Source organism: Xanthomonas sp. SHU 308 (assembly GCF_000364645.1).
Taxonomy (GTDB): Bacteria; Pseudomonadota; Gammaproteobacteria; order Xanthomonadales; family Xanthomonadaceae; genus Xanthomonas_A; species Xanthomonas_A sontii.
This window is the reverse complement of the sequence record NZ_AQOK01000052.1, coordinates 1-2,034: the sequence shown is the minus strand read 5'-3', so window position 1 is coordinate 2,034 and position 2,034 is coordinate 1. Positions and strand designations below refer to the sequence as shown.

The following is a 2,034-nucleotide window of genomic DNA, read 5'->3' as shown; positions in this document are numbered from 1 at the left end:
GCTGGACCAGATCACCCAGCTCACCATAGCCGGTGGTGCAAAAGCGACTGCTAATGTCGAAAGAGCGGCTCTACCGGCCGGGTATTGTGAGGGATCATCGGTGGGTTCTGCATTTTCGGAAACGGCGGGGCTGCCGGAAGGGTATCGTCGGGTTATCAACACCAAGACTGGTAATACGGAAGTACTGGCAGCGGATGGCAAGCTGTATTTTGAAAAAGATAGTGGACTGCAGCCTAAAGCCGGTGGAAACCTTTCGGGGTTAGTTGAGGCGGAAAAGAATATTGCTGTGAGGCAACAAGCCTCAAAGATTACCGCCCCGATTGACTTTGATGGCCACGTTATTCGAGCCGAAGTAAAATCCAAGGGAAATGTGGTGGGTGGGCACTCAACTGTTACGGGAGATGTACGCGTTATTCCTGGAACCGAGTCGACGCCGAATGCTCAAGGTGTGTATACCGCTAAAATTGAAGTGGTAGACCCAGCTAATCCTGGCAGTTACTTGCCAAAGACAAACAATGGCGGAGTGTCTACAATGTTTCCCAAATCTTAGACTGCAGATAGGATAAAAGTAGAAGTTGATGCTGCTATTCCAAAATAGGGCGGTTACAGGAAATAAATGGACTGGCACTACGCCAAGTGGCGTAAGGGTCGAAAGTTATCTTAGTCCTAAGACAACGGTTTATCCGAAACTATAAGTGTCAAAATTAAATGAAAATTAGATATTTTTGGTCCGGCAAAATTGATAATAAAGAGCCTGGCTGCCAATCTGATGTTTTAAGTGATAATGGCCTAGACCTTCTAGCATGTTTGTTTGCCGATCATGGGGGGCAGAAATATGAAAGCTCCATAGCTTGGTTAGATGAAGGCCTGTCCAGGGTTAATCAGGTAAGGGATGGCGCTATTCAATGTTCTGACTGGAGCCGTGATAGCTGGGGTGTTGAGCTGAGAAATGGAATGGCAAGAGTATATTCTTTGTGCGATGAAGATTGCTCTGCAACTATTGCGCTTGATGATTTTGAGAAAGCCTTGTTAGGTTGGAAGAGATTTATTAAAGCCGATTAAATTTTTGTAGTATTGAAATAAAAAAGGTGGAGCTAAGGAAACTCCTTATCAAGATTTTACAGATATGTTTGTAAATCAGTTTGGCGCTAGAGGAGTAGGAAAAATTTCCGGTGAAACTGTAAAATCTAACATCACTATCTATTTGCCGTGAGATTTTTATGTATTTAGAGTGCGAGGGGAAACAAGAGACTTTTCAGCCGAGCGTGAAATTGATTGGCAAGGTGATTATGTCGTTGCGTAGTTATGGCGTTCCATCTTACGCATCAATCACTAACATTCAGGGATCTTATCTACAAGTTGCAGGGGGGGGAGCGACGTGTTTGCTGGAGTTATATCGCGCAGATATTAAAAAGAGATTCAGAGCATTTAGCGAAAGTGGGTTGGAGTGTTTTCCTGATGGAACTCTACTTGTTTTCGGTGCTGGAAAGATCCCAATGAAATCTGATGAGTGGATCTCCGCTCAAAAGGCCATAGACGCATTTGTTTGCTTTTCGAAGGAGCAGGAGCTTCCTGTGGAAATCCATTGGCGTCCGGCTCCTGGTTTCTAGTCGTTCCATCAACTTTAAAAATCGAAAACATTACTTTTTCTAGAAAAATTGACCTGATTAGCACGACCTTTCCGCACTGTCGCAACCAGTGACAGCCGGCAAGCCGATGCTAGGGCCATCGCTCCGCGTAGATCATATGCAAGATGAAACTGAAAGGCAGGTAAAATTCGATGGTGTTGATGGCAACGTGCTTGTTGACCGAAAATTTTCTGTTGTCACCATTCCAAATGCCAAGGATCAAGTTCCAAGACAGTCACAGGCATTGTTTGGGCCCCGCTGATCATCGGTACAAAACAAATTTAGATTACTTTTATGGCCAAAATAAATAATAATTGCAGAGTTTTGGGTGCGAGTTGCCATTTCCGCCTTGGGGGAGGATGATTGTCCGCCGACTTGGGAGATTTGCCCATGTTGTGGGACTGAA

At 44.8% G+C, this 2,034-nt stretch carries 4 protein-coding genes; 3 read left to right on the top strand and 1 reads right to left on the bottom strand.

Going from position 1 to position 2,034, the window contains the following annotated elements; genetic code table 11:
- From D588_RS28115 to D588_RS26975, 3 genes are all read left to right on the top strand, one after another.
- Positions 1-550: EndoU domain-containing protein (locus D588_RS28115; RefSeq protein ID WP_232764201.1), on the top strand; the 550-nt coding region annotated here is incomplete at its 5' end.
- A gap of 158 nt (positions 551-708) precedes the next feature.
- A complete protein-coding gene (locus D588_RS28110; protein WP_198526721.1) occupies positions 709-1,062 on the top strand; it encodes a hypothetical protein in 354 nt (117 codons plus the stop codon).
- 203 nt (positions 1,063-1,265) lie between these two features.
- Positions 1,266-1,610 (top strand): hypothetical protein, encoded by a 345-nt coding sequence (locus D588_RS26975; RefSeq protein WP_198526720.1) that lies wholly within the window; start codon positions 1,266-1,268, stop codon positions 1,608-1,610.
- Positions 1,611-1,847: 237 nt separating this feature from the next.
- Here D588_RS26975 and D588_RS28340 read toward each other — a convergent pair.
- Positions 1,848-2,034 (bottom strand): hypothetical protein (locus tag D588_RS28340; protein ID WP_232764200.1); only part of this gene is annotated, 187 nt, incomplete at its 5' end.